Consider the following 26,369-nt stretch of genomic DNA (forward strand, 5'->3'; position numbering starts at 1 on the left):
TATCCCGAAGTGAAGGGCAGATTACTCACGTGTTACTCACCCGTTCGCCGCTCGAGTACCCCGAAGGGCCTTTCCGCTCGACTTGCATGTGTTAAGCACGCCGCCAGCGTTCGTCCTGAGCCAGGATCAAACTCTCCGTTGAAAAACAACACCCCACACCAACCAGGTCGATGCAGAGAAAAAGAGATGCCCTGACAGGAGACACTGACAAAAAATTGCCAGAATCAATTGTCAAAGAAACCATCAACCACCAAAAAGGCAGTCGACGGGGCATAACAAACTAATTCGTCGACTATGACACACTGTTGAGTTCTCAAGAATCACACGCACACCGCGGATCAAGCTCTCGCTCTCCCCTACGGGACTTCGTGTTCCAAACTTTAGCGGATCCGCTTCTTCCCCGCCTAATCGGCGGTGACTCGCTTCTCCGCTATCCGCAGCACACTTCGAGTCGGGCTTCGTGGCCGCTTTCGCGAGCACGTCCACCCGTTGCGAGGAGTGATGAGGAAGTGGCCGCCTCGGGGCCGGCAGCCCGACCTGTCGGTCTTGCTGCCCGCCGCTCCGTTGGCGACTCGGAGAACATTAGACCCCTTGCGGGCGGGACACAAATCGACAGCGCTCAGGCGAACTCGATGCCCGCGAAGCGCTTCTTGCCCCGCCGCAGCACCACCCACGAGCCGCCCAGCAGGTCGGCCTCGGTCAGGACGGCGTCGGCGTCCTCGACGCGGGCGTTGTTGAGGTAGGCCCCACCCTCGCCGATGGCGCGTCGAGCCTCGTTGCGGCTCGTCGCGAGTCCCGAGCTGACGAAAAGCTCGACGACGGACGGGAGCGCGTCGCCACGCGGCTGCGTCGTGACACCGGCCTCTCGCAGGGCGGCCGCCAGCGTCGTCGTACTCAACCCCGACAGGTCTCCCCCGCCGAACAGCGCGGCGGCGGCCTCCTTGGCCTGGCGGGTCTCCTCGTCGCCGTGCACGAGCGTCGTCAGGTGATCGGCGAGCGTCTTCTGCCCCAGGCGCAGGAACGGCTTCTCGGCGTGGTCGCGCTCGACCTGCTCGATCTCCTCGCGGGAGAGGAACGTGAGGACGCGCAGGAGCTCCCCGACCTTCTCGTCCTCGACGTTGAGCCAGAACTGGTGGAACGCGTAGGGCGACATCATCTCCGGATCCAGCCAGAGCGCCCCGCCCTCGGTCTTGCCGTACTTGGTGCCGTCCGCCTTGGTGATCAGTGGCGTCGCGAAGGCGTGCGCCGTCCCGCCGTCGGCGCGTCGGATCAGCTCCACGCCGCCGGTGAGGTTGCCCCACTGGTCCGAGCCACCGAACTGCAGGGTGACGCCGTGCTCGCGAAAGAGGCTGAGGAAGTCCATCGACTGCAGCAGGACGTAGGAGAACTCGGTGTAGCTGATCCCCGTCTCAAGGCGCCGCTTCACGGTCTCGCGGGCGAGCATGCGGTTGACCGGGAAGTGCTTGCCGATGTCGCGCAGGAAGTCGATGACCGACAGCGGCGCCGTCCAGTCGTAGTTGTTGACCATGGTCGCGGCGTTGTCCCCCTCGAAGGAGAGGAACGGCTCGATCTGGCGGCGTACCCGCTCGACCCACTCCTTGACGGTGTCGAGGGAGTTGAGCGTGCGCTCACCCGAGTCCCGCGGGTCGCCGATCATGCCGGTCGCGCCGCCGACCAGGGCGTACGGCGTGTGGCCGGCGCGCTGCAGTCGCATGGCGGTCACGATCTGCAGCAGGTTGCCCATGTGGAGGCTCGGCGCTGTCGGGTCGAACCCGACGTAGAAGCGGACCCCCTCGGCGAACGCTTCGGCGAGCGCTTCACTGTCCGTGGAGTGCGCGATCAGGCCGCGCCACTCGAGGTCGTCCAGCAGGGTCGGGTCGATGGGCACGACGGGCCTTCCGATCATGGGGGTTCTCGCGATGGTGCGGGCCCAGCCTAGTGACCGCCGCCGAGTCGCCCGCCGCCGGATGCGCCGAGGTTGGCGACGACCACCGCGATCGGTGGGATGAGCGCGGCCACGATGCTCATCACGACGGCCGCGGTCGTCGACCAGAGCCGCACGACCGACCAGGCCAGGACGAACAGCGCCAAGCAGAGCGCCATCAGGGCCAGGTAGGTCCGTCGCCGGGTGCTCTCGCGCATGCTGACCCGGTACCCGACGGGCGGGGAGCTGAATGGCTTCGAACGAGTAGGCCGGGTCGGGCTTGAACCGACGACCGAGCCATTATGAGTGGCTTGCTCTAACCGACTGAGCTACCGGCCCGTGATGCGATCGGCAGGCTACACGACCTGACTGCCAAACATTCTCCACGGTCTAGAGTCGCTCAATCGCTTGAGCCGCCTTCGATACGCGGCCGCGCGGACCTGAGATAGTCCACGGCGCGCAGAAGAACATCCGTCCGGTCTCGGAAGAAGCCGAGCCCCAGGTTGCATGGTTGGCAGAGCACACCTCGCACGCACGCACCACACGACCTCGTCCCGGGACAGCATGCGTGGTCGTGGTCGATGTGCGTGCCCGGGCTTTCGCCACAGATCCAGCACATCCCGTCGCGGGCGCTCAGAATCGTCTCGAGCGTCTCTCGCGGGAGGTTGAAACGCCAGACGCGGTTGTTCATCAATCGCTGCCGGTTCGCCGCGACGCGGGCCTTGTGCTCGGCGTACTTGCCCGGATTCCGTGCGAAGTAATCGCGATAGTAGGCGGCGACGCAGGTCTTGCAATGCGAACGACGCCGGTCACCCTTCCGCCCGAAGTCGTCGAGCGGCTTGGTCTCACCGCACCGAGTGCACCGCTTCATGCCCTCGAACGGTGCCGGGAGGCACCGACAAATTGCAGCGGTTCGGAGGAGGCACGTGGATCTAGCGGAGCGAAGTCAGCCGGCCTCCGCGCCGGTCAGCGCGCTGTAGTGGCGGTGAGCGAGCAACGGTTCGGCGTGGCTAAGCGGTCCGCCACGCACCGCCAGGCTCCGCAAGACGCAGAAGGCCAGACCCAAGTCATGGGTCCGGCCTCTCCGGATCTCCTGAGAGATCACTTTGCTCCCCCGGTTGGACTCGAACCAACAACCCTGCGATTAACAGTCGCATGCTCTGCCAGTTGAGCTACAGGGGATCGCGGCAAGCCTTGCTGCGAAGGCGGGTTGAACCTTAGCAGCGCGATCGGCGTGCTCCGAAATCGGGGCGTCCGGGCCTCGAACGCCCGGGCGTCAGGGCTCACCCACGTCGTCCTGGGCCCTCTCGAGCGTGGCCTGCACCAGAGCGGCGACGGCCGGGTCGTCGGGGTCGGCCAGGTCGTCGTACTCGACGACCCAGGTGATCTCGCGGGCTCCGCCGCCTGCGCGCCGGGCGACGACGCGAGCGGTTCCGAACGGCAGCGGCACGGCCCGCTGGACGACCACGCTCGCGGTGACGCGCTCACGCACGAGCTGGAGCAGTCGGGCCGGGGCGTCCACGGCGATCCGGTGCACGGTGCGGTCGTTCTCCGTGACGGTCAGCAGGCTCGACTCGCTGTCCCAGCCCGCGTCGTGCACCTGCTCCCAGGGCAGCCGTCGGCCGGCGACGTACAGCGCCTCACGGGTCGCCGCGACGACATCGTCGCTGCCCATGACGGGAGCGCTGGCCAGCACGCGCTCACCGGACCCGACCGTCGCCGAACGCCTGCGGAAGATGCTCACGACGTCGTGATCCGATCCCGCAGGGCGCGGCGTTGCTGCTCGAGCCGGTTCAGCTCGCCCAGGGCCTCGAGGTAGGCCTCCCCAGCGGGGTCGCTGCGCTGCAGCCGGCTGTGAGCGTCGGCGATCTGGCGCGCGAGGGTGGCCTCGCGCAGGCGCACCACGTGCTCCAGGACGTACGACGGGTCGGGCTCCTTCGCCCGGATCGGCTCCACCGCCAGGGCGCTGACGACCTGCCCCAGGCGGTCGTCAGCGGTCACCGACCGGACCCGGGAGACCCACTGCGGGTCAGCCGCACCCTCCACCGAGCCGCCGGCCGCCGCGACGAGCTCCCAGACCGCCCGGTAGACCGGGTGGGTGAAGTCGGCGGGACCGACCTCGGCCGTGCTGCGACCGATCGCGATCGGGTGCTGCAGGACGAGCTTGAGCGTCTCGCGCTCCACCGCGAACCGCGGGTCGCGCAGGTCGGGGACCCGCTGGACGGGGGCGGCAGGGGCCGGTTCGCCTGGCGTCGCCTGCTGCCGCCCGGGCGTCGCCGGCTGCTGCCGCTGGCCGCGGCTCTGCGCCCGGCGGACCTCGGCCGCGGCCTGCTCCATGTCGACGCCGACCATGCCGGCGAGGTCGCGGGTGAACCCCGCCGCCTTGGACCTGTCGCGCACCGACGAGACCAGGGCGGCGCCCTCACGGAGGGCATCGACCCGGCCGTCGGCCCGGTCCAGGTCGTACTTGCCCACGACGTTGCGCAGCACGAACTCGTAGAGCGGGCGGCGGCTGTCGACCAACGCGCGGACCGCCTCGTCGCCCTGCCGCAACCGCAGGTCGCACGGGTCCATGCCGTCCGGCGCGACGGCGACGTAGGTCGGCGAGTGGAAGTCGTCGTCCGCGGCGAAGACCTTGACGGCCGCCGCCTGGCCGGCCGCGTCGCCGTCGAAGGTGAAGATGATCTCGCCGGTCGACCCCTTGAAGTCGCCCATCAGCCGGCGCAGCACCTTGCCGTGGTCGCTGGTGAAGGCGGTGCCGCACGTCGCGACGGCCGTCGTCACGCCGGAGAGGTAGCAGGCCATCACGTCGGTGTAGCCCTCGACGACGACCGCCCGCTGGCTCAGCTGGAGCCCCTTCCGGGCGAGGTCGATGCCGTAGAGCACCTGGTTCTTCTTGTAGATCGGGGTCTCGGAGGTGTTGATGTACTTCCCCGCGATCCGGTCGCCCTCGAAGAGCTTGCGGGCGCCGAACCCGATCACGTCGCCGTTGGACTCGCGGATCGGCCAGGTCACCCGTCCCTCGAAGCGGGACGAGCCCCAGCTGCCGACGATGCCGGCGACCTTCAGCTCCTCCTCGGAGAAGCCACGGGCGCGCAGGTGCTGGGCGAGCAGCCGCCCGTTGGTCGGCGCGAAGCCGACGCCGAAGTGCCGCGCCGCCTCCTGGTCGAACCCCTTGTCGGCGAGGAAGCGGCGGGCCACGACCGCGTCCGGGGTCATCAGCTGCTCGGCGAAGTACTCCTGGGCCACCTTGTGGGCCTCGACGAGCTTGCCGCGGCCCGGACCCCGCCGCTCCTGGGGTGTGTCGCCGTCGTCGCGCTGCAGCTGTACGCCGACCTTGTCGGCGAGCCGCTCGATCGTCTCGGCGAAGGACAGTCCGTCGATCTTCTGCAGGAAGGCGATGACGTCGCCGCCCTCCTGGCAGCCGAAGCAGTGGAAGAACCCACGCGAGGGGTTCACGTTGAAGCTCGGCGTCTTCTCGTCGTGGAAGGGGCACAACCCCTTCAGGGACCCGCCGCCCGCGTTTCGCAGGGTGACGTACTCGCCGACGATGTCCTCGATCTTGGCCTTCTCACGCACCTCGGTGATGCTCTTCTCGAGGATGCGTCCGGCCACGCCCTGATCCTAGGTGAGGGAGCACGCCGGGCGACGGGCCCTCCACAACCTGACGGTCAGTACTCCCCCGACATCACGTTGGCGAGCGGCTCCCGGGCCGCGAACCGCTCGAGCTGCTTGCGGACCAGCCGGTAGGCCCGCGGCCACATCGCGCTGCTGGCGCCGCCGACGTGCGGGCTGATCAGCAGGTGGGGCGCCGCCCAGAGCGGGTGGTCGGCGGCCAGCGGCTCGGGATCGGTGACGTCGAGCGCCGCCCGGATCCGGCCGCCCTCGAGCGCGGCGACGAGGTCGTCGGTCACGACGACGGCACCGCGCGCGACGTTGACGAGCAGCGCGCCCTCCTTCATCCGGTCGAGGAACGCGGCGTCGACCAAGCCGCGCGTCGCGTCGGTGAGGGGCACGATGACGACGACGACGTCGGCGTCCGGCAGCAGGTCGGGCAGCTCGTCGATCCCGCGGACGCCGTCGCGAGCACGCCGTGCGATCGGCACGACCTCGCACTCGAAGGGCAGCAGCCGTGCCTCGATGGCCGACCCGACGGAGCCGTACCCGAGGATCAGCACCCGCTTGTCGGCCAGCGACTCCTCGAAGCCGCCGCGCCACTCCCGCCGCTCCTGCTGGCGCACGAAGCGAGGCAGGTCGCGCAGCGCGGCCAGGGTGAGCAGGAGCGCGAGCTCGGCGGTCGAGGTGTCGTGGATGCCCTTGCCGTTGCAGAGCGTCACGCCTTCGGGAACCGTGCCGCGGACGTTGTCGACACCTGCCGACAGCGTCTGCACGACCTGCAGCGACCGCATCCGCGGGATGACGTCGCCGACGGCGCTGCCGACGTTGTAGGGCGTGACGTAGAAGGCGACCTCCTCGACGCTGTCCGGGACGTGGTCCCTCGGGTCCACGACCTCGTAGCGCAGCCCGCTCGGCACCTCGCCGAGCTCGGCGGGGTCGAAGGGCAGCCAGACCAGCGGCTCGGTCATCGGGCTCCTCCGGTCAGTCGGCGGTGCCACGAGACCGCCGTGACGTCGGTCAGCGAGGCGACCTGGTCGATGACGACCCGCAGTCGCGCGGCGTCATCGTGCGCCGCGCGCCAGTCGTCGCCGAAGGGGCGGTCGAGAGCGTCCGGCCCGCGGTCGACCAGTACGCCGACCAGCTCGGTCAGCAGCTCGCGCTGCCGCTCCTGCACGCGGCGGCGGTCGTCGGAGCGCATCACGTAGTGCACGGCGATCGCCTTGAGCACGGCGATCTCGCGCAGCGTCGCCGGCGGGACGACGAGGTCGGCGCGGTAGCGCGCGAAGGGGCCCGGCGCGCCCGACGCCGCCTGCACGGCCCCGCAGAATCGGCCGATCAGGTCGCTGGTCAGGTTCTTGAGCGCCGCCAGGCTCCGCCTGCTGCCGTCGTACGACGACCCGGGCCAGCTGCCGACCGCCCGCAGGCCGGTCAGCGTCGCGGCGAGCTCGTCGTCGGAGGCGTCGGGGAGGTACCAGTCCCGCACGATCGCCCAGACCGGCTCGGCGTCGAGGCGGGTCAGGTCGATCCGCCCCGCGACGACGCCGTCCTCGACGTCGTGCACCGAGTAGGCGACGTCGTCGGCGAGGTCCATGATCTGCGCCTCGACGCACCGGCGGTGGCCGGTCTCGGGCGAGCGCAGCCAGTCGAAGATCGGCAGGTCGTCGTCGTAGACGCCGAACTTGGGGCTCCCCGTGAACGGGGCCGGGGCCGCACCGCGGCGCCAGGGGTACTTGGTGCAGGCGTCGAGCGTCGCGCGGGTGAGGTTGAGCCCGACCGAGCGGCCGTCGGCGTCGAACGTCTTCGCCTCGAGACGGGTGAGGATCCGCAGGGTCTGGGCGTTGCCCTCGAAGCCGCCGCACGCCTCGGCCAGCGCGGCCAGGGCCTGCTCGCCGTTGTGGCCGAACGGCGGGTGGCCGAGGTCGTGGGCCAGCGCCGCGGTCTCGGCGATGTCGGGCTGGCTGCCGAGCGCCCGGGACAGGTCCCGGGCGACCTGGGCCACCTCGAGGCTGTGGGTCAGCCGGTTGCGGACGAAGTCGTCGGACTGGGGGCCGACCACCTGCGTCTTCGCCGCCAGCCGCCGCGACGACGCGGCGTGCACGACCCGGGCCCGGTCGCGCTCGAAAGCGGTCCGCTCGGGCGCGTCGACGCGCTTCGGCGGCTCCGCGACGACCCGCTCCCGGGCGGCGTCGTCGTAGAGCCCCTCGTTCACGCGTTCCACACCGGAACCCTAGCGAGCGGCGCGGAGCGCGCGGCGGTCAGTTGGTGCCGATGTGGACGTGGTCCATGTGGTTCGCGGTCGCCGAGCCGTGGTCGCCGTAGTCGCGCCACCCCTCGGAGGAGCGGACGGGCGTCCAGATGCGGTCCCACCAGATGAGGTCGTAGACGTCGAGCTCGGCGGCGTGCTCGTGCGCCCAGTCGGCGATCCGGTCGCCCAGCGCCTTGTCGCCGTAGACCATCACGTCGAGCGCGTTGCCGGTGTTGTGCTCGGAGCGGGCGGCCAGGCCGCCGTACTCGCTCACCTCGGGGAAGGCGTGGCACACCGACCGGTAGACCTTGATCGTCTGCGGCTTCAGGCCGTCCTCGACGCTCGAGTCAGGGCACGGCTGCATCGAGATGCCGGGCGGCTCGGGCAGCGGCTTGTCGTCGGCGAGATGACCGGCGGTCACCCAGCGTGCGGCGCCGTCGACCACGATCTCGACACGGCCGTCGAGCTCGCGACCGGTGACGAGCACCTTGGTGGCCTCCTTGGCCTCGCCGACCTTGTCGGCGTGCTCGCCGGGGCGCTTCCACAGGTCCAGAGCGGCGGTCGTCCACTGCGTCTTGCCGGTGCGGGCCTTGACGGCCTGGCGGCGGTTGAGGGAGCGCGAGACGCTCGTGCCGCGGTCCTCCAGGGCGACGGCGGCCTTCGGGACGGACTTGCTGGCGGCCGTGCCGAGGTCCGCGGCGGCGGCCGTGATCTGGTCGTCGCCGGTGCCGGCGGAGGCCAGCCCGACGGTGACGGCGGCGGCGGTCGCCACGACGGCGACGGGCGCCGCCACGAGGGCGGCTCTGGGCAGCTTCGGTCCGAAGCGGCGGGCGTCGGTGTCCCGCTTGTGGCGTGCGTGTGCCACAGCGCTGATCCTTAGGCTCGGGATTGGGTACGTCGCCTCACCCGGTCCCACGACGGGAGAAACGAGTCCCCACTGAACCACATCGGTGCGAGCGTCTCGACATCGCCGGGGGCAGAACCGCGGGTGTCTCCAGTCACCCCGAGCGGTGAACGACCGGTGCTCAGCCGCCGGAGACGGTGTCCTCGGCGATCTCACAGCCGATGCCGTCGGTGTCGTCGAGCCACCCCTCGGGCAGCACGACCTTCTCGCGGGGGGCGCCCTGCCGGCCGCGGGGCGCACCGAGCTCGGACACCGGGAACGCCTCCTCCGGGTCGAGCTCGTCGAGCAGGGCGTCGAGGTCGGCGAGGCTCCTGACCAGGCCGAGGTCGCGCCGCATGGCGCCGCCGGCCGAGAAGCCCTTGAGGTACCACGTGACGTGCTTGCGGAACTCCTTGCAGCCACGCTCCTCACCCATGTGCCGGCAGAGCAGCTCGGCGTGGCGGCGCATCATGGTGGACACCTCGCCGAGGGTGGGCAGCGTGGCCACCGACTCCCCGGCGAACGCGGCGGCGAGGTCGCGGAAGAGCCAGGGCCGGCCGAGGCAGCCGCGGCCGACGACGACGCCGTCGACACCGGTCTGCTCGACCATGCGCAGGGCGTCGGCGGCCTCCCAGACGTCGCCGTTGCCGAGGACGGGGATCGTCGTCACGCTCGCCTTGAGCGCCGCGATGGCGTCCCAGTCGGCGAGGCCGGAGTAGGCCTGCGAGACGGTCCGGCCGTGCAGGGCGATCGCGGCGATCCCGCTCTCCTCGGCGATCCGGCCGGCGTCGAGGTAGGTCAGGTGGTCGGCGTCGATGCCCTTGCGGGTCTTCATCGTGACCGGCACGCCGTAAGGCTCGGCGGCCGTGACGGCGTGCCGCAGGATCTCGCCGAGCAGGTTGCGCTTCCACGGCAGCGCCCCCCCGCCGCCCTTGCGGGTGACCTTGGGCACCGGGCAGCCGAAGTTGAGGTCGATGTGGGCGACGCCGTATTCGGCGCACAGGATCTCGGCCGCCTTGCCGACGTAGACCGGGTCGGTGCCGTAGAGCTGCACCGACCGCACGGTCTCGAGATCGTCGAACACGAGCATGTCCTTGGTGTGCTGGTCGCCCTCCACGAGGCCGCGGGAGGTGATCATCTCGCAGACGTAGAGGCCCGCGCCCTGCTCGGCGCACAGCCGGCGGTACGCCGCGTTGGTGATGCCCGCCATCGGCGCGAGCACCACCGGCGTGGCGATCTCGAGGTTGCCGAGCCGGAGGGTCATGGCACCCATTGTCCGACGTCGGCGCGTCGAGTCCGAATCGTCAGGACGTCGGCGAGGACGACGCGGTGGAGGTCGGTGAGGACGTGGGCGAGGACGTGGGCGAGGACGTGGGCGAGGACGTCGTGGTCGGTGATGACGCGGATGATGCGTCCGCGGGCCGCCACACGATCGGGTCGAACTCCTGGGTCGGCCGGAAGGCGGCGCCGACGAGCTGGCCGTGGTCGGGGACGAGGAAGACCAGGCACACCGCGGCGTTGGCGCCCGGTCCGAACGACTTGGGCAGCGCGCTCGGGTGGCACGGCTTGAAGGTCTCCTTGAAGACCGCCGCCTCGACGAGGGCGTCGGCGGAGTCCTCGCCGTAGATCGGCACCGGGAAGCCACCGAGGTCGGTGATGCCGACGTTGCTCACGCGGGCTCGCACGAAGTAGGGCGAGTAGGTCCTCGTCGCCTTGTCGACGCGCCAGTCGCGGAAGCTCTTCCGGTAGGTCGTCGGTTCCACGCTGTCCACCGTGACCTGCAGCGTTCCGACCACGTCCTGGCGCGGCTGCCAGGCGATCGTGGCGTTCTCGGCCAAGGTGAGCTCGCTGCCCGGCTCGGTGAGGACGGTGCCCGACGGCGCGCCCGAGGGGTAGGCGGTCGTCGCCGCGGCCGACGGTGTCCGGGTGGTCGTGGCCGCCGGCTCGTCGGCGTCGTCTGAGCAGCCGGTCAGCGCGGCGACCAGCAGCCCGACGACCAGGATCGGGCCCAGCCCTCCGCGGCGTGACACCTCAGCAGCCCAGCAGCCGCTCGGCCAGGTAGGCCGGCACGCGGTCGAGCGAGACGCGCTCCTGCGCCATCGTGTCGCGCTCGCGGATCGTGACGGCCTGGTCGTCGAGGGTGTCGAAGTCGACGGTGATGCAGAACGGCGTACCGATCTCGTCCTGGCGGCGGTAGCGGCGGCCGATCGCGCCCGCATCGTCGAAGTCGACGTTCCAGCTCTTGCGCAGCTCGGCGGCGAGGCCACGCGCCTTCGGCGAGAGGTCCTCGTTGCGCGACAGCGGCAGGACGGCCGCCTTGACCGGCGAGAGTCGCGGGTCGAGCTTGAGCACGACCCGCTTGTCGACGCCGCCCTTGGTGTTGGGCGCCTCGTCCTCGGTGTAGGCGTCGACCAGGAACGTCATCAGCGAGCGCGAGAGGCCCGCGGCCGGCTCGATGACGTAGGGCGTGTAGCGCTCGTTCGCGGCCTGGTCGAAGTAGCTCAGGTCGGTGCCGGAGTGCTTGGAGTGGGTCGAGAGGTCGAAGTCGGTGCGGTTGGCGATGCCCTCGAGCTCGCCCCACTCCGAGCCGGCGAACCGGAAGCGGTACTCGATGTCGACGGTGCGCTTGGAGTAGTGCGACAGCTTCTCCTGCGCGTGCTCGTAGTGGCGCAGGTTGTCGGGGTTGATGCCGAGGTCGGTGTACCAGGCTGTGCGGGTGTCGATCCAGTACTGGTGCCACTCCTCGTCCTCACCCGGCTTGACGAAGAACTCCATCTCCATCTGCTCGAACTCGCGGGTGCGGAAGATGAAGTTGCCCGGCGTGATCTCGTTGCGGAACGACTTGCCGATCTGGGCGATGCCGAAGGGCGGCTTGACCCGCTGGCTGGTGACCACGTTGTTGAAGTTCACGAAGATGCCCTGCGCGGTCTCGGGGCGCAGGTAGTGCAGGCCGGACTCGTCCTCGATGACCCCGAGGTAGGTCTTGAGCAGGCCGGAGAAGTTGCGCGGCTCGGTCCACTGGCCGCGGGTGCCGCAGTTGGAGCAGGCGATCTCGGTCAGAGCGACGTCGTCGGGGTTGTCGATGCCCTTCTTCTCCGCGAACGCCTCCTGGAGGTGGTCGGCGCGGAAGCGGTGGTGGCAGCTCAGGCACTCCACCAGCGGGTCGGTGAACGTCGCGACGTGGCCGGACGCCTCCCAGACCGCGCGGGGCAGGATGACGCTGGAGTCGAGGCCGACGACGTCGTCGCGGCTGGTGACCATCGAGCGCCACCACTGGCGCTTGATGTTGTCCTTGAGCTCCACGCCCAGCGGCCCGTAGTCCCACGCGCTCTTGGTGCCGCCATAGATCTCGCCGCACGGGTAGACGAATCCTCTGCGCTTGGCCAGGGAGACGACGTTGTCGACGGTCGATGCGGGCGGCTTTGCCACGGGGTCCTGCTTCCTTCGGTACGACGGCGTGGTGGGCGCTCAGCCTATCGAGTGCGCCGTCGGTCCACCGCCTCCGGGCCACGCGGTGCAGACCATGTTTGACAACGATTCTCATTGCGAGTGAGAATCATTGTCATGCCGAAGCTCGTGTCCCTCGCCGCCGCCGCCGCCGTCCTCGCCGCCGGGTCGCTGACCGGCTGCGCCGCCTTCTCGGACTCCGCCACGACGAGCGACGACGGGAAGCTGACCGTGGTGGCGGCGTTCTACCCGCTGCAGTTCGTCGCCCAGCGCGTCGCGGGCGACCGGGTCTCCGTCGGCGACCTGACCCGGCCGGGGCAGGAGCCGCACGACCTCGAGCTCTCGCCCAAGCAGACCGGCGACGTGGCGGCCGCCGACCTGGTCGTCTACGAGAAGGGACTGCAGGCCTCGGTCGACGCTGCGGTGGGGCAGTCGGCTGCGAAGACCGTCGACGCTGCCGACGTCGCCGGGCTGGAGCCGATGAGCCACGGCGGCCATGACGACGTCGATCACAGCGGCGCCGGCGAGACCGCCGACGAGGAGGCCGAGGAGGCGCACGACCACGGCGACCTCGACCCTCACTTCTGGCAGGATCCGCTCAAGCTGGCGCGGGTCGCCGACGCGGTGGCGGACCGCCTGGCCTCGCTCGACCCGGCCAACGCGTCGACGTACCGCTCCAACGCCGAAGCACTGGACACCGAGCTGACCAGGCTGGACCAGGAGTTCAGCGCCGGCCTGTCGCACTGCGAGCGGGACACGATCGTGGTCTCGCACAACGCCTTCGGCTACCTGGGGCGCTACGGCCTCTACGTCGAGCCGATCGCGGGCCTCTCCCCCGACGCCGAGCCGACCCCGGCCGACCTGGGCAGGTTGCACCAGCTGATCACGTCCGAGGGCATCACCACGGTGTTCGGTGAGAGGCTGGTCCCCGCGGAGCTCTCGCGGACGCTTGCGAAGGACATGGGCATCACCACGGTCGTGCTCGACCCGATCGAGGGGCTGACCGACGAGACCGCCGACGAGGACTACCTTTCCCTGATGCGTGCCAACCTGAAGGCTCTCGAGGAAGCGAACGGATGCCAGTGACCCCGATCGCGCTCAGCGGTGGCGTCGTCGCCATCGGCGGGCGACCGATCCTGCGTGGGATCAACCTCACCGTCGAGGCGGGCGAGTTCGTCGCGCTGATGGGCGCCAACGGCTCGGGCAAGTCCACCCTGGTGCGGGCGTTGACCGGCCTCCGGCCGCTGGCTGGGGGCCGCCTGGAGCTGTTCGGCACGCCGTTCGACGAGTTCGAGGACTGGCGCCGGATCGGCTTCGTGCCCCAGCGGACCGGTGCCACGTCGGGGGTCCCGGCGAGCGTCTGGGAGATCGTCGCCTCCGGCCGGCTCACGCACCGCCGGCTCTTCCGGCCGATGAGCAGGATCGACCGGGCGGCGATCGACGACGCCCTCGAGGTGGTCGGCCTGGCCGACAAGGCCCGGGACGGTGTCGCGACGTTGTCGGGCGGCCAGCAGCAGCGCGTCCTCATCGCCCGGGCGCTCGCGGGCGAGCCGGAGCTGTTCTTCCTCGACGAGCCGACCGCCGGCGTCGACCTACCCAACCAGTACGCCCTCGCGGACGCCCTCGGCCAGCTGAAGGCACGCGGTTCGACCATCGTGCTCGTCGCCCACGAGCTCGGCCCGCTCGAGCCTCTGGTCGAGCGCGCGGTCGTCATGCGCGACGGCCGCAAGGTGTACGACGGCCGCCCGCTCGCCCACGCCGACGTGCACGCGGCACATCACGAGTCGCCGTACGCCTTGCACGTCGACCACGCGCCACGTGTGGTCGCCCCGCTCGAGAGCGACCAGGCGGACGTCCGATGAGCCCCGCCGAGCTGTTCGCGCAGCCGTTCATCCAGCGCGCCCTCATCGCCGCCTTCTTCACCGGCCTCGCGGCGCCCGCCGTCGGCACCTACCTCGTGCAGCGCCGGCTCTCGCTGATGGGCGACGGCCTCGGCCACGTGGCCGTGACAGGGGTCGCGCTCGGTCTGCTCACCCACACCTCGCCGACCTGGACCGCCGTCGTCGTCGCCGTGTTCGGCGCCGCCGTCATCGAGCTGATCCGTGAGCGCGGCAGCGCGAACGGGGACGTCGCCCTGGCCCTGCTCTTCTACGGCGGCCTCGCCGGCGGCGTCCTGCTCACCGGCATCGGCGGCGAGTCGGCGACCCACCTCCAGGAGTACCTCTTCGGGTCGATCCTGACCATCGACGTCACCGACGTCATCATCACGATGGTGCTCGCTGCGGTCGTCATCGCTCTCGGCGTCGGGCTCGCTCCGCAGCTGTTCGCCGTCTCGCAGGACCAGGAGTTCGCGAAGGTCTCCGGGCTCCGGGTGCGCGGCTACAACCTGCTCGTCGCGGTGCTCGCCGCGGTCAGCGTCACCGTGGCGATGCGCACCGTCGGGCTGCTGCTGGTCAGCGCGCTGATGGTCGTTCCGGTCGCGACCAGCCAACAGGTCGCGCGGTCGTTCCGGACGACGCTCGGGGGAGCGATGGCACTCGGCACCTTCGCCTCCCTGGGCGGCCTGGTCATCTCGATCTTCGCCTCCTACAAGGCCACCGTCGCGCCCGGCGCGACCATCGTCGTGCTCGCGCTGGCCTGCTTCGCGATCACGTGGCCGATCGGCTCGCTGCTGCGCCGCCGCCGTCGGCTCGCGGAGCCCTTCCCGGTCGATCCCGTGGCGCCGGTCCTCCACGAGGAGTGCGAGAACACCCACGACCACCAGCACGGTCCCGACTGCGGCCACCTCGCCGTCGAGCACGGGGACCACGTCGACTACGTCCACGACGGGCACCGGCACGCGGTGCACGTCGACAAGGCGGGAGCGCGCCACTATGACGAACACTGACCAGCCCACCGACCAGGCGGGACTCCGGCCGACCAAGCAGCGACTGGCGGTCGCTTCCGCGCTGGCCGAGACCGAGGGCTTCCAGTCCGCCCAGGAGATCCACGACCTGCTCGGCAGGCGCGGCGACTCCGTCGGCCTGGCCACTGTCTACCGCACCCTGCAGCGGCTGGCCGAGGCCGGCGACGTCGACATGATGCGCACCGAGGACGGCGAGGCGATCTACCGCCGCTGCTCCGACAGCCACCACCATCACCTCGTCTGCCGCACCTGCGGTCGGACGGTCGAGGTCGAAGGGCCTGCCGTCGAGCGGTGGACCAGCGCGATGGCCGCCGAGCACGGCTACGCCGACGTCTCCCACACCCTGGAGATCTTCGGCACCTGTCGCGACTGTCAGTAGCGGCGGGCTCAACCCGCGACCGCTGCGACCGCCTCGACCTCGATGACGACATCGGGGCGGAAGAGGCCGGCCACCTGGACCAGCGAGCTCGCCGGCGGGTGCTCGACGTCGACGAACTCGTCGCGGATCGCGCGGACCAGCGGCAGCTCGTCGGTCGTGGTCACGAAGTAGGTCAGCTTCACCACGTCCGACCAAGCCGCACCGGCCGCGCCGAGCGCCAGGCCCAGGTTGCGGAACGTCTGCCGGGTCTGCGCCTCCCACCCCTCGGACACGACGCCGTCGGCGGTCAGGCCCACCTGGCCCGAGAGGAACACCAGCCGGCGCCCCGGCTCGACGGAGACGGCGTGGCTGTAGCCGAGCGGGGTGGGCAGGGTCGACGGGGCGTGGAACTCCATGCCGTCACCGTAGGGCCGTCGCGGAACGACGGCGACCGGGATTCAGCCGAGCTGGCCGGGCTGGACGCTCTCCTGGGTGCCGCCGTAGCGGCGGTCACGCCGCGCGTAGGTCTCGCAGGCCGCCCAGAGGTGGCGGCGGTCGACGTCGGGCCAGAGCACGTCGGTGAAGACCATCTCCGAGTACGCCGCCTGCCACAGCATGAAGTTGGAGAGCCGCTGCTCGCCCGATGTACGCCAGATGAGGTCGGCGTCGGGAAGCTCGGGCACGTAGAGGTAGCGCGCGAAGACCTTCTCGTCGACCTTGTCCGGGTTGAGCCGGCCGGCGGCGACGTCCTGAGCGATGCGCTTGGCGGCGTCGGCGAGCTCGGCGCGGCCACCGTAGTTGACGCACATGGTGAGGGTGCAGACATCGTTGTCCTTCGTGAGCTCCTCGGCGACCTGGAGCTCCTTGATGACCGACTTCCACAGCCGCGGCGTCCGGCCGGCCCACCGCACGCGTACGCCGAGCTCGTGCATCTCGTCGCGTCGGCGCCGGATCACGTCCCGGTTGAAGCCCATCAGGAACTTCACCTCGTCGGCGGAGCGTGACCAGTTCTCGGTGGAGAACGCGTAGGCGCTGATCGCCTTGACGCCGAGCTCGATCGCACCCTCGACCACGTCGAAGAGCGACGACTCCCCCTCCTCGTGGCCCCTGGTGCGGGGCAGCCCCCGCTGCTTGGCCCAACGGCCGTTGCCGTCCATGATCACCGCGACGTGCTTCGGGACGAGGTCCTTGGGGATGGACGGCGGCGTCGCGCCGGACGGGTGCGGGGCGGGCTGACGGACCTGACGCTTCACGAGGCAGCAGCCTACGGAGCCGGCCGTGGACCGGGGACCACGGCCGTCGCCAGGGCCGTGGTGATGGGCATCGCCAGCACCAGGCCGATGCCGCCTGCCAGCGATCGGACGATCTCGGAAGCGATCTCCTCGGTGCCGAGCAGGTCGAGGAGCGGCCGGTCGTAGAGCTGGACCGCCAGCAACAGCACGAGTGCGCTGCCGACGTAGGCGAACGCCAACGTGTAGATCGTGGACGCCACGTGGTCGCGGCCGATCCGCATCGAGCTGCGGAAGAGCTCGACACGTCCCATCTGCGGCGCGGCGGCACGCAGCTCCCAGGTCGCCGAGGCCTGAGTGATGGTCACGTCGTTGAGTGCGCCCAACCCGGCGATGACGACCGAGGCGATCAGCACCCGCTGCAGGCTGAGTGCGGGGACCTGCGTGACGAGCGTGGCGCCGGCCTCGTCGATCACCCCCGTCAGCCGGGCGCCACCGACGGAGTACCACGCCGCGAGCGCGGTCAGCCCCACTCCCGCGAGGGTGCCGCCGAGGGCGACGCTGGTTCGCAACGAGAGACCGTGGGTGGTGTAGAGGACGACATACATGATCACGACCGCGGCGACGATCGCCACCGGCACGACCGGGTGCCCGCTGAGCACGGCGGGAAGCATGAAGACGCCGACCACGCCGGCGGCGACCACCAGCCCGACGAGGGCCATCAGTCCGCGCAGTCGGGCGACGGCGACCACCACCAGGGCGAACATCGCGGCGAGCAGCCAGAGCGGTCGGTCGCGCTGGATGCCGAAGTAGCTGTAGGCGGCAGGCTGGCCGCCAGCGGCGGGCTGTCGCAGCAGCTGGATGCGAGATCCGGTCGTGAGTCCGAGGTCGGCGACCTCGGGTGGGACGTCGACGGTGACGGCGGTGCCACGCTCAGGACCCTCGTCGAGTCGGCCGTGCAGACGGCCGCACCCGTCGCTGCCACCCACGGCCTGGGTGCACCGCGGCTCGACCTTCGTCACGCTCGCGGTCTCGTACGTCGTCCCCTCGGACGAGAACGCCATCGAGCCCTTCAGCTTGTCGACCCGATCGGCGTCCGGCCACCAGTGTGCGACACCAACGAGCGCCAGCACCGCCACCACGACGAGCAGCGCCGTGAGGAGGGCGCGTGGGAGTCGGCCGACGGCAAGCTCCGGAGCCGGCCCATGGCCATGTCCGTGCCCGTGCCCGTGCGGCGCAGGCGAGCCCGCCCCGCGGCTGCGCACTCGCCGGCCGACGTACTTCTCCCCCACCGTCCGCTCAGCGCTCCACGTACTCCAGCGACCGCAGCCCGCGCTCGAGGTGCCAGGCGAGGTAGGCGGACACCAGGCCGCTCGCCTCCCGCAGGTGGCGTGGCTCGGCCGCCTCGACGACCGGCCAGTCGCCGGCCAGCAGTGCGCCGAGCAGCGCGAGCGTCTCAGGTGCCGGCGACGCCGAGCCGGGCACCCGGCAGGTCGCGCAGAGCATCCCGCCGAGCGAGGGGTTGAACCAGCGGTGCGGGCCCATCAGGCCACAGCGCGCGCAGCCGTCGAACGAGGGCGCGTAGCCGGCCACCGCCAGCGAGCGCAGCAGGTAGGAGTCGAGGACCTGGGACGCTCGGCGCTCCCCCGACGAGAGCACGCGCAGCCCGCCGACCAGGAGCAGGAACTGCTGCAGCGACGGCTCGCGCTCCTCGGCGACGAGCCGGTCGGCGGTCTCCAGCATCACCGTCCCGGCGGTGTAGCGGTCGTAGTCGCCGCCGATGCCCGCGTGGAACGGCGTCAGCGTCTCCGCCTGGGTGATGTGGTCGAGCGAGCGCCCCTCGGAGAGCTGCAGGTCGACGTGCATGAACGGCTCGAGCCGCGACCCGAACCTCGACGTCGTGCGACGCACCCCGCGGGCCACCGCGCGCACCCGCCCGTGCTGGCGGGTCAGCAGGGTGATGATGCGGTCGGCCTCCCCCAGCTTGTGGGTGCGCAGCACGATCGCCTCGTCGCGGTAGAGAGGCACTCGCATATTGTGCGCCCATGACCCCAGGCGCGTGGGACGCCACGCAGCGGACCCGCCTACCGGCCGACCGGACGGCGGACCGGACGGCGCACGAGGAGTGGCGTCGGATCTCCGGGCGGCGCGGCACATTGCTCGACTGGAGCCTGCTGGTCCTCGCTGCTGTGGCCGTCGCCCTCAACGCCTGGTTCATCTTCGGACCCCAGCCGCCGTACGCCGGCTCCCGTGCCGACCGGCACGACTGGCTGGTCGGCGTCGACCTCGCGGTGTGCGTCCTGTTCGCGCTCGCGATCTGCCTGCGCTGGCTGCGCTCCCGGACCGGACGGGCCTACCTCGGCCGGCACTGGTGGGAGATCCCCGCGATCGTGCCCTTCGCGCTGCCGGCCGCGGGCCACCACGACTGGGTGCTGTGGGTCGTGCTCCTGGCGCGGGTCGCCCGCCTCGCGGACCGGGCCGACAACATCTTCGGCGACCGCTTCACCGCCGCCCTCGTCAAGCATTTCGCCGACCCGATCGTCGACGCGATCAAGCGTCCCATCACGGTGGCCGTCCTCGACGAGGTCGTGGCGGTGATGAAGAAGGGCGCCTACGCCGACAACATCAAGCACGCGATCGACCAGAACCGCAACGAGCTGGAGGCGATGGTGCTCGAGCTCGTCAAGGAGGACAGGACGGCCGGCCGGCTGCGGTTCGTGCCGTTCCACGACGACATCGTCCGCTCGACCACCGACACGATCCTGCGCATCCTCGACCGGGCCCTGGCCGACCCGCGCACCACCGAGCTGATCAGCGACGTCATCCGCACCTCGACCGACCAGATCCGGCAGGCCGTCCGCGAGGAGCACTGAGCCCGGCCTTGCGAGTGCCAGCGTGACCCCACGGTCACGCTGGCACTCACAAGGCGAGCAACAAGGTCAGCGAGCGCGGTTGACGGCGCTGATGACGGCCTTGAGCGACGCGGTGACGATGTTGGCGTCGATCCCCACGCCCCAGAAGATCTCCGAGCCGACCGAGCACTCCACGTAGGCCGCCGCGAGCGCGTCGCCGCCGGAGGACAGCGCGTGCTCGGCGTAGTCCAGCACGCGGACGTCCCACTCGTGGCCGCTCTCCTGGCCCGCCGCGTTGATCGCGTCGACGAACGCCGCGATCGGGCCGTTGCCGCTGCCCTCGAGCGTGCGCAGCTCGCCGTCGACGTACACGTTGACGGTGAGGGCGTCCTTCTCCCCCGCCGCCGAGGAGGTGTGCACGGAGTTCAGCTTCAGGGGCGACTCCTGGGCGAGGTACTCGGCCCGGAAGATCTCCCAGATCCGGTCCGCGCCGACCTCGCCGCCCTCGGCGTCGGTGTGCTGCTGGATGACCCGGCTGAACTCGATCTGGGCGCGCCGCGGCAGGTCCAGCTTGTGCTCGGACTTGAGGACGTAGGCCACGCCGCCCTTGCCGGACTGGCTGTTGACCCGGATGACCGCCTCGTAGGTGCGGCCGACGTCCTTCGGGTCGATCGGCAGGTACGGCGCCTCCCACGGCAGCTCGCCGACCGGCACGCCGCGCTCGGCCGCGATGCGGTCGAGGTCCTCCAGGCCCTTCTTGATGGCGTCCTGGTGGGAGCCGGAGAAGGCGGTGTAGACCAGGTCGCCCGCGTAGGGGTGGCGCGGGTGGACCGGCAGGTTGGTGGCGTACTCGACGGTGCGACGGATCTCATCGATGTCGGAGAAGTCGATCATCGGGTCGATGCCCTGGCTGAACAGGTTCATGCCGAGGGTGACCAGGTCGACGTTGCCGGTGCGCTCGCCGTGGCCGAACAGGCAGCCCTCGACGCGGTCGGCGCCGGCCATGAGGGCCAGCTCGGTCGCGGCGACGGCGGTGCCGCGGTCGTTGTGCGGGTGCAGGCTGACGGCCGACACCGAGCGGCGGGTCAGCCCGCGGCCGAAGTACTCGATCTGGTCGGCGTAGGTGTTCGGCGTCGACATCTCGACCGTGGCCGGCAGGTTGAGGATGATCTCGCGGCCCGGCTCGGGCTGCCACACGTCGGAGACGCGCTCGCAGACCTCCAGCGCGTAGTCGGTGTCGGTCTGGGTGAAGATCTCCGGGCTGTACTGGTAGCCGAAGTCCTCGGTCCCGACGATGCCGCCGAGGTGCTGCTCGGCGTACTTCATGACCAGCTCGGTGCCGCGCACGGCGATGCCGATGCACTCCTCGGGCGTCACGCCGAAGACCACCCGGCGGAAGAGCTCGGCGGTCGCGTTGTAGAGGTGGATCGTCGCGCGTGGCGCGCCGGCCAGCGACTCCGCCGTCCGCTCGATCAGGTCCTCGCGGGCCTGGGTGAGCACCGAGATCTGGACGTCGTCGGGGACGCGGTCCTCCTCGATGAGCTGGCGCACGAAGTCGAAGTCGGTCTGGCTCGCGCTCGGGAACCCGACCTCGATCTCCTTGTAGCCCATCCGGACGAGCAGCTCGAACATCTGCAGCTTGCGGGCCGGCGTCATCGGGTCGATGAGGGCCTGGTTGCCGTCGCGCAGGTCGGTGGAGAGCCAGCGCGGCGCGTGGGTGATCTTCCTCGTCGGCCACGTCCGGTCGGGGACGTCGACCGGCACGAAGGGCCGGTAGCGCTGGACCGGCATGCCGGAGGGTCGCTGCTGGTTGGTGGTGTTGCTCAGGTTGGTCATGGCTTCGCTCGGATCTTTCCTCTAGCTGCGGGTGGCCGCCGGGCGCACGAAGAACTCCGCAGCGAGGGGTCCGGCGTTCAGGCCCCGCTGCGGCAGCTAAGGAGGAGGCTGCGCATCATGATGCCGATCACGATAGCAGCACGATCGGGGCCGCGTGGAGGGGACGACGCTTCCGCGGACGTGCTCGGCGCGAGGCCTCCGGCGCTGCTAGTTTCCTAGGCGGGACTGCACCACCACCACTCGGGATGGAGGCTGGAGATGGCAGCTGCCGTGCGAACGATCGCGACCTCGGCGAGTGTGCAGGCCGAACGGGCCGCGCGGGCCGAGACGACCGAGGACCTGCTCGCGCTCGCCGAGCGCACCGACGACGAGGACCGCCGCCAGCGGCTGCTGGACCAGGTCATCCTCCTCAACCGCGGCGTCGCCGAGGCGGTGGCCTCGCGCTACCAGCGGCGCGGGATCCCCCTCGAGGACCTGCAGCAGGCGGCGTACGAAGGGCTCGTCAAGGCGGTCAACCGGTGGGACTCCTCCCACGGCCGACCGCTGCTGACCTACGCGGTGCCCACCATCCGCGGGGAGCTGCAGCGGCACTTCCGCGACCACGGCTGGACGGTGCGACCGCCGCGCCGGGTCCAGGAGCTGCAGTGGCAGGTGAGCGCCTGCGTCTCCGAGCTCACCCAGGACCTCGGCCGTGAGCCGTCCGGCGCCGAGGTGCAGGAGGCGCTCGGCATCACCGGCGACGAGTACGCCGACGCGATGACCGCCGTCGGGTGCTTCCAGCCGACCTCGCTGGACCAGCCGGTCGGTCACGAGGCCGACGCGACGCTCGGCGAGCTCATCCCCGACGGGACCGAGGAGGCCGACGCCGGCGAGCTGGCCGCCGCGGATGCCCGGGCCACCCTGGCGCCCGTCGTGCGGACACTGCCGGTGCGGGACCGCCGGATCATCTACCTCCGCTTCTTCGAGGAGCAGACCCAGGAGCAGATCGGCGAGGAGCTCGGCGTGACGCAGATGCAGGTCTCCCGCCTGCTCACCCGGATCCTGCGCGACCTGCGGTGCGCGATCACCTGACGTCTCCGGCGCACCGCCGATGCGCACGGGAGTTGGCCATCTGATCTAGCATCGAACGCCGTGCGCCCCGCCCTCCTCGTCCTCTCCGTGCTGCTCCCCCTCACGCTGGTGGCGGGCTGTGGCGGCAAGGACGTCCCGGCGGGTGCCGACCCGGCGCAGGTCGACTCCACCGCGGTCCCCGAGGTGGGTGCCTGCCGCAACCTGAAGCGGGCGGACATGGCCGAGCCGACGAACGCCGGCAAGCTCGTCCCCTGCACCGAGCCGCACAACGCCGAGACCTATGCCGCCGGCAAGCTGCCGGCGGAGGCCAAGAAGGCCGACTACCATGACGCCGACCTCGACGCGTGGGCCTACCAGGAGTGCGGCGACGCCCTCAGCGAGCACCTGGGTGCCACCGACAGCGTCGTGATGCGGTCCATCCTGAGCTGGGTGTGGTTCCGGCCCTCGGAGAAGGCGTGGGCCAAGGGCGCTCGCTGGTACCGCTGCGACCTGCTCGGCGGCGGCGACGGCTCCCGGCGCTACCTCGACCTCCCCGCGACGACCGAGGGTCTGATGTCGGCCAAGCCGGACGACCAGTGGATGACGTGCGCGCGCGGGACCGACCCCGACCACGGCGTGAAGCTGCCCTGCTCCAAGCAGCACAGCTGGCGCGCGGTGACCGTGATCAAGGTCGGGGAGCCGGACGACCCCTATCCGGGCGACGCGGCGGTGGCGAAGAAGAGCAAGGACTTCTGCGCCTCCTCGGTGGCGGCCTGGCTCGGCTACCCGAGCGACTACGACTACGCCTACACGTGGTTCCACGAGGCGGAGTGGAAGGCCGGCAACCGGCGTTCGGTGTGCTGGGCGAAGACCAACCAGTGACCCGCCTGCTCAGCGCCCTCGCCGCGGTCCTCCTCGTCGCCGCCGGCTGCACCTCGGCCGACGACGACCCGGCCGCGACCGCGAGGCCGACACCGCCCCCGCGGGCGACGGCCGCCCCGACGCCGAAGAACCGGGTCTGCCACCAGCTCACCTACGCCCAGGCGCTCGCCCCGACGACCACCGACGACCCGGTGCCGTGCCAGGGGCCGCACACGTCCCAGACGTACGCCGTCGGGCGGCTCGAGACCGAGACGGGCGGCCACCTCGTCGCCGTCGACTCGCCGCGGGTCCAGCGCCAGGTGCGGACGACGTGCCCCGAGCGGCTCGCGTCGTTCCTCGACGGGTCGGCGGAGCAGCTGCGCCTGTCGATGCTGCGTGCGGTCTGGTTCACCCCCACCGTCCAGGCCTCCGACGAGGGGGCGGACTGGTTCCGCTGCGACGTGATCGCCGTCGGGGGCGACCAGCAGCTCGCCGCGCTGACCGGCGGGCTCAAGGGCGCGCTGGGGGGATCGGCTGCGGAGGACGGCCCGTGGGCGATGTGCGGTACCGCCGAGCCCGGGACGCCCGGCTTCCGCCGGGTGCCGTGCGGGGAGGACCACAGCTGGCGGGCGCTGCGCACGATCCCTCTCCCGACCGACGCCTACCCGGGCGAGGCGGCGGCGAAGTCGGCCGGCCAGAAGACCTGCCGGGAGGCGGGTCGGGCCGTCGCGAAGGACGCCCTCGACTACAAGTGGGGCTACGAGTGGCCGACCCAGGCCCAGTGGGACGCAGGGCAGACCTACGGGATCTGCTGGGCGCCGGCCTGACCGCTCAGAAGCCCAGCTTGCGCAGCTGGCGCGGGTCGCGCTGCCAGTCCTTCGCGATCTTGACGTGGAGGTCGAGGTAGACGGGCACGCCCAGCAGGTCGGTGATCTGGAGCCGCGCGCGCTTGCCGACGTCCTTCAGTCGTGACCCCTTGTGGCCGATCACGATGCCCTTCTGGGAGTCGCGCTCGACGTACAGGTTGGCGTGGATGTCCATCAACGGCCTGTCCGCGGGCCGGTCCTCGCGCAGCGCCATCTCCTCGACCACGACGGCGATGGAGTGCGGCAGCTCGTCGCGTACGCCGTCCAGCGCCGCCTCGCGGATCAGCTCGGCCACCAGGATGTCGTCGGGACTGTCGGTGAGGTCGCCCTCCGGGTAGAGCGGCGGTCCCTCGGGCAGCAGCCCGAGCAGCAGGTCGGCGAGCAGCCCGACCTGGTCACCGGCCTTCGCCGAGACCGGGACGATCTCGGCCCACTCGATCCCGAGTTCGGAGCCGACCGTGCTGATGTCGAGCAGGTGCTCGGCGATCCGCTCCGGGCCGACCAGATCGGTCTTGGTGGCGACGGCGACCCGCTTGATGCCCTTCTTGAGCTTGTTGGCGTTCTCCGCGATGCGTCGGTCGCCGGGTCCGATCTTCTCGTTGGCCGGGAAGCAGATCGCCACGACGTCGACCTCGGTCCAGGTCGCCTCGACCAGGTCGTTGAGCCGCTCGCCGAGCAGCGTCCGCGGCCGGTGGATGCCGGGGGTGTCGACGAGGATCAGCTGGCCGTCGGCGCGGTGCACGATGCCCCGGACGACGGTGCGGGTGGTCTGCGGCTTGTCGGAGGTGATCGCCACCTTGGTGCCGACCAGGGCGTTGGTGAGCGTCGACTTGCCGGCGTTGGGCCGGCCGACGAACGACACGAAGCCGCTCCGGTAGGGGGAATCGCTCACTGCTGGGCCTCCTGGGCCTGGTCGTAGTCGGCCCAGATCTGCTCGTCGGTGAGCCCGGCGGCCTTGCCGGCCCGGTAGACCGGTCCGGGGTCGACCCTGCGCGGCTGTCGGCCGGTGCTCGCGCGCCAGTAGCCCATCACATCGTAGGCGTGGCTCGGCAGCTGCCGGTCCCGCATCAGGTGCTTGCGGATCGCGCGCATCTGGGCGGACTCACCGGCCATCCAGAAGTAGCCGTCGCCCTCGGGCCAGTCGAGCCCCTCGACGACCGACGCGAGCCGGGACTCCTCGCCGGCGCCCAGCCAGGTGATCTGGGGGTGGCCAGGCAGGTAGCCGCCGAGCTCGTCGGTGGTGGGCACCTCGGCGAGGATCCGGGTCTGCAGGCCGGCGTGGGTCTCGCTGATGCGGGCCATCGCGGGCAGTGCGGTCAGGTCGCCGACGAGCAACAGCCAGCGCGGGTCCTCCGGCAGCTCGAAGGAGCCCTTGGGCTCGGTGATCGTGACGGTCTCCCCCACGATCTCCTCACGGGCGGCCCACTCGGTCACCAAGCCGGTCTCGTGGACCACGATGTCGAGGGTGAGCCGGACGGAGCCCGCGGACGGCAGGACCGAGCGGACGGTGTAGTAGCGCGACTGGAACTGCCCGGGCACGACCAGGCCGACCCACTCGTCCGGGACGCCCGTCGAGACGAACCCCGGAACGTCGAGCACGATCCGAACCAGGTGCGGCGAGAGCACCTCGCGGGTGATCACCCGTGCGTCGTACTGCTCAGCCCTCACGCTCACCCGGCAAGGTTATCCGCGCACCGCCGGGAGACCCGAGCCACCCGGGGGCGCGGCAGCCGGGCGACGGTCAGAACGTCCAGCGGGTCGCTCGGCCCGGCTCGACGCACTCGACCGCGTGGGCGGAGGTCGCGTCGACCCGGTGCACGTGCCACGGGGCGGGACCGGCGGACTGGGCCATGAACGGCGCCTCCAGCCCCTCGCCGGTCCCGACCACCTCGGCGGGCCAGCCGATTTCCCGGTAGCGGGCCGCTACGTGCTCGAGCTCGTCGCCGAGGACCCGCACGGCGCGCCCCTCGACGACGAGGTCGAACTCGCGCACCGAGAGGGCTATCGCGCAGCTCGGGTCGTGGGCGAGGTTGCGGCCACGCCGCGTGCCGGGCCCGGTGACGAGGTAGAAGTGGTCGTCGAGCCAGATCGCGCCGACGGCGTTCATGTGGGGGCGGCCGTCGGGGCCGACGGTCGTCACCCAGGTCGAGTAGCGGCCGGGCTCGCCCTCCTGCGAGCCGGGCCCCTGGTCGAAGCCCGCCTCGAGGCGGGTGCGCACGGCGTCCCAGTCCATCGTCGGGACGCCGTGTGCGCCGGCGAGGTTCTTCGTCTTCATGGCGCTCTCTCCTCCGGGAG

General features: G+C 71.0%; 27 protein-coding genes, 2 tRNA genes and 1 rRNA gene. 8 read left to right on the plus strand and 22 right to left on the minus strand.

Annotated elements, in window-relative coordinates; all coding sequences use genetic code 11:
- From BM236_RS00005 to BM236_RS00070, 14 genes are all read right to left on the minus strand, one after another.
- Positions 1-142 (minus strand): 16S ribosomal RNA (locus BM236_RS00005); the annotation flags it as partial.
- 477 nt (positions 143-619) lie between these two features.
- A complete protein-coding gene (gene tyrS, locus BM236_RS00010) occupies positions 620-1,906 on the minus strand; it encodes a tyrosine--tRNA ligase (RefSeq protein WP_091118842.1) in 1,287 nt (428 codons plus the stop codon).
- Positions 1,907-1,935: 29 nt separating this feature from the next.
- A complete protein-coding gene (locus BM236_RS00015; protein WP_091118843.1) occupies positions 1,936-2,142 on the minus strand; it encodes a DUF3099 domain-containing protein in 207 nt (68 codons plus the stop codon).
- Positions 2,143-2,189: 47 nt separating this feature from the next.
- Positions 2,190-2,263, minus strand: a tRNA-Ile gene (locus BM236_RS00020).
- A 61-nt stretch (positions 2,264-2,324) separates the two neighbouring features.
- Positions 2,325-2,795: an endonuclease domain-containing protein gene (locus BM236_RS00025; protein WP_091118845.1), complete on the minus strand. Its 471-nt coding sequence runs from the start codon at positions 2,793-2,795 to the stop codon at positions 2,325-2,327.
- Positions 2,796-3,033: 238 nt separating this feature from the next.
- Positions 3,034-3,106 (minus strand) — tRNA-Asn (locus BM236_RS00030).
- Between the two features lie 94 nt (positions 3,107-3,200).
- Positions 3,201-3,668: a hypothetical protein gene (locus BM236_RS00035; RefSeq protein WP_091118847.1), complete on the minus strand. Its 468-nt coding sequence runs from the start codon at positions 3,666-3,668 to the stop codon at positions 3,201-3,203.
- Positions 3,665-5,539 (minus strand): DNA primase, encoded by a 1,875-nt coding sequence (gene dnaG / locus BM236_RS00040; protein WP_091118848.1) that lies wholly within the window; start codon positions 5,537-5,539, stop codon positions 3,665-3,667. The genes BM236_RS00035 and dnaG overlap by 4 nt, the downstream gene beginning before the upstream one ends.
- Before the next feature lie 56 nt (positions 5,540-5,595).
- Positions 5,596-6,510 (minus strand): 2-hydroxyacid dehydrogenase, encoded by a 915-nt coding sequence (locus tag BM236_RS00045; protein ID WP_091118850.1) that lies wholly within the window; start codon positions 6,508-6,510, stop codon positions 5,596-5,598.
- A complete protein-coding gene (locus BM236_RS00050) occupies positions 6,507-7,760 on the minus strand; it encodes a deoxyguanosinetriphosphate triphosphohydrolase (protein ID WP_091118852.1) in 1,254 nt (417 codons plus the stop codon). Before BM236_RS00050 ends, BM236_RS00045 begins: the two co-directional genes overlap by 4 nt.
- Positions 7,761-7,797: 37 nt before the next feature.
- Positions 7,798-8,652 carry a VldE C-terminal domain-containing protein gene (locus BM236_RS00055; protein WP_091118854.1) on the minus strand — a complete coding sequence of 285 codons (855 nt, stop codon included), beginning with the start codon at positions 8,650-8,652 and terminating at the stop codon, positions 7,798-7,800.
- Positions 8,653-8,812: 160 nt separating this feature from the next.
- On the minus strand, positions 8,813-9,934 hold the full coding sequence (gene dusB / locus BM236_RS00060; RefSeq protein WP_091119866.1) for a tRNA dihydrouridine synthase DusB: 1,122 nt from the start codon (positions 9,932-9,934) through the stop codon (positions 8,813-8,815).
- Between the two features lie 40 nt (positions 9,935-9,974).
- Positions 9,975-10,700: a hypothetical protein gene (locus tag BM236_RS00065; protein WP_091118855.1), complete on the minus strand. Its 726-nt coding sequence runs from the start codon at positions 10,698-10,700 to the stop codon at positions 9,975-9,977.
- Position 10,701: 1 nt separating this feature from the next.
- Positions 10,702-12,099: a glycine--tRNA ligase gene (locus BM236_RS00070; protein WP_091118857.1), complete on the minus strand. Its 1,398-nt coding sequence runs from the start codon at positions 12,097-12,099 to the stop codon at positions 10,702-10,704.
- 135 nt (positions 12,100-12,234) lie between these two features.
- Here BM236_RS00070 and BM236_RS00075 point away from each other — a divergent pair, with 135 nt between their 5' ends.
- Genes BM236_RS00075 through BM236_RS00090 form a run of 4 tightly spaced genes read left to right on the plus strand, consistent with a single transcriptional unit; the run spans position 12,235 to position 15,401 of the window.
- Entirely contained in the window at positions 12,235-13,203 is a 969-nt protein-coding gene (locus BM236_RS00075; RefSeq protein ID WP_091118859.1) for a metal ABC transporter substrate-binding protein, read from the plus strand.
- Positions 13,194-13,979 (plus strand): metal ABC transporter ATP-binding protein, encoded by a 786-nt coding sequence (locus BM236_RS00080; RefSeq protein ID WP_091118860.1) that lies wholly within the window; start codon positions 13,194-13,196, stop codon positions 13,977-13,979. The genes BM236_RS00075 and BM236_RS00080 overlap by 10 nt, the downstream gene beginning before the upstream one ends.
- Positions 13,976-15,004 carry a metal ABC transporter permease gene (locus BM236_RS00085; protein ID WP_091118862.1) on the plus strand — a complete coding sequence of 343 codons (1,029 nt, stop codon included), beginning with the start codon at positions 13,976-13,978 and terminating at the stop codon, positions 15,002-15,004. The genes BM236_RS00080 and BM236_RS00085 overlap by 4 nt, the downstream gene beginning before the upstream one ends.
- The gene (locus tag BM236_RS00090; protein ID WP_091118864.1) at positions 14,991-15,401 is read left to right on the plus strand and encodes a Fur family transcriptional regulator; all 411 of its coding nucleotides are present in this window, start codon (positions 14,991-14,993) and stop codon (positions 15,399-15,401) included. Before BM236_RS00085 ends, BM236_RS00090 begins: the two co-directional genes overlap by 14 nt.
- Before the next feature lie 8 nt (positions 15,402-15,409).
- Here the strand turns inward: BM236_RS00090 and BM236_RS00095 are convergent, their stop codons facing one another.
- From BM236_RS00095 to recO, 4 genes are all read right to left on the minus strand, one after another.
- Positions 15,410-15,796, minus strand: a complete 387-nt coding sequence (locus BM236_RS00095) for a RidA family protein (protein WP_091118865.1) — start codon at positions 15,794-15,796, stop codon at positions 15,410-15,412.
- Positions 15,797-15,838: 42 nt separating this feature from the next.
- Entirely contained in the window at positions 15,839-16,633 is a 795-nt protein-coding gene (locus tag BM236_RS00100; protein WP_091118867.1) for an isoprenyl transferase, read from the minus strand.
- An 11-nt stretch (positions 16,634-16,644) separates the two neighbouring features.
- Positions 16,645-17,742, minus strand: coding sequence for a YibE/F family protein (locus BM236_RS00105; RefSeq protein WP_245750039.1), 1,098 nt, complete (start codon positions 17,740-17,742; stop codon positions 16,645-16,647).
- A gap of 166 nt (positions 17,743-17,908) precedes the next feature.
- Positions 17,909-18,637: a DNA repair protein RecO gene (recO, locus tag BM236_RS00110; protein WP_091118868.1), complete on the minus strand. Its 729-nt coding sequence runs from the start codon at positions 18,635-18,637 to the stop codon at positions 17,909-17,911.
- A gap of 17 nt (positions 18,638-18,654) precedes the next feature.
- Here recO and BM236_RS00115 point away from each other — a divergent pair, with 17 nt between their 5' ends.
- Positions 18,655-19,482 (plus strand): hypothetical protein, encoded by an 828-nt coding sequence (locus BM236_RS00115; RefSeq protein WP_091118870.1) that lies wholly within the window; start codon positions 18,655-18,657, stop codon positions 19,480-19,482.
- A gap of 66 nt (positions 19,483-19,548) precedes the next feature.
- Here BM236_RS00115 and leuA read toward each other — a convergent pair whose 3' ends face one another.
- The gene (leuA, locus tag BM236_RS00120) at positions 19,549-21,297 is read right to left on the minus strand and encodes a 2-isopropylmalate synthase (RefSeq protein WP_091118871.1); all 1,749 of its coding nucleotides are present in this window, start codon (positions 21,295-21,297) and stop codon (positions 19,549-19,551) included.
- Positions 21,298-21,555: 258 nt separating this feature from the next.
- Here leuA and BM236_RS00125 point away from each other — a divergent pair, with 258 nt between their 5' ends.
- Genes BM236_RS00125 through BM236_RS00135 form a run of 3 tightly spaced genes read left to right on the plus strand, consistent with a single transcriptional unit; the run spans position 21,556 to position 24,035 of the window.
- A complete protein-coding gene (locus BM236_RS00125) occupies positions 21,556-22,368 on the plus strand; it encodes a sigma-70 family RNA polymerase sigma factor (protein ID WP_091118873.1) in 813 nt (270 codons plus the stop codon).
- Between the two features lie 60 nt (positions 22,369-22,428).
- The gene (locus BM236_RS00130; RefSeq protein WP_091118874.1) at positions 22,429-23,229 is read left to right on the plus strand and encodes a septum formation family protein; all 801 of its coding nucleotides are present in this window, start codon (positions 22,429-22,431) and stop codon (positions 23,227-23,229) included.
- Positions 23,226-24,035, plus strand: a complete 810-nt coding sequence (locus BM236_RS00135; RefSeq protein WP_245750040.1) for a septum formation family protein — start codon at positions 23,226-23,228, stop codon at positions 24,033-24,035. The genes BM236_RS00130 and BM236_RS00135 overlap by 4 nt, the downstream gene beginning before the upstream one ends.
- A gap of 4 nt (positions 24,036-24,039) precedes the next feature.
- Here BM236_RS00135 and era read toward each other — a convergent pair whose 3' ends face one another.
- The 3 genes from era to BM236_RS00150 all read right to left on the minus strand — a co-directional run bounded on the left by era (position 24,040) and on the right by BM236_RS00150 (position 26,349).
- A complete protein-coding gene (era, locus tag BM236_RS00140) occupies positions 24,040-24,966 on the minus strand; it encodes a GTPase Era (RefSeq protein WP_217645172.1) in 927 nt (308 codons plus the stop codon).
- The gene (locus BM236_RS00145) at positions 24,963-25,748 is read right to left on the minus strand and encodes a siderophore-interacting protein (RefSeq protein WP_091118879.1); all 786 of its coding nucleotides are present in this window, start codon (positions 25,746-25,748) and stop codon (positions 24,963-24,965) included. The genes era and BM236_RS00145 overlap by 4 nt, the downstream gene beginning before the upstream one ends.
- 67 nt (positions 25,749-25,815) lie before the next feature.
- Entirely contained in the window at positions 25,816-26,349 is a 534-nt protein-coding gene (locus tag BM236_RS00150) for a pyridoxamine 5'-phosphate oxidase family protein (protein WP_091118881.1), read from the minus strand.
- Positions 26,350-26,369: the final 20 nt, after the last annotated feature.

Source organism: Nocardioides terrae (assembly GCF_900112345.1).
GTDB lineage: Bacteria > Actinomycetota > Actinomycetes > Propionibacteriales > Nocardioidaceae > Nocardioides > Nocardioides terrae.